At 53.1% G+C, this 439-nt stretch carries 1 rRNA gene; it reads left to right on the top strand.

The features are described from left to right. Nucleotides 1-439: ribosomal RNA gene (locus PGH32_RS24635) — 16S ribosomal RNA — on the top strand; the annotation flags it as partial.

Raw genomic sequence — 439 nt, 5'->3', positions numbered from 1 at the left:
CCTACGGGGGGCAGCAGTGGGGAATATTGCACAATGGGCGAAAGCCTGATGCAGCAACGCCGCGTGAGCGATGAAGGCCTTCGGGTCGTAAAGCTCTGTCCTCAAGGAAGATAATGACGGTACTTGAGGAGGAAGCCCCGGCTAACTACGTGCCAGCAGCCGCGGTAATACGTAGGGGGCTAGCGTTATCCGGATTTACTGGGCGTAAAGGGTGCGTAGGTGGTTTCTTAAGTCAGGAGTGAAAGGCTACGGCTCAACCGTAGTAAGCTCTTGAAACTGGGAAACTTGAGTGCAGGAGAGGAAAGTGGAATTCCTAGTGTAGCGGTGAAATGCGTAGATATTAGGAGGAACACCAGTAGCGAAGGCGGCTTTCTGGACTGTAACTGACACTGAGGCACGAAAGCGTGGGGAGCAAACAGGATTAGATACCCTTGTAGTC

The sequence above is a fragment of the Erwinia sp. SLM-02 genome (genome assembly GCF_037450285.1).
GTDB lineage: Bacteria > Pseudomonadota > Gammaproteobacteria > Enterobacterales > Enterobacteriaceae > Erwinia.
This window is presented reverse-complemented; position numbering and strand designations above follow the sequence as displayed.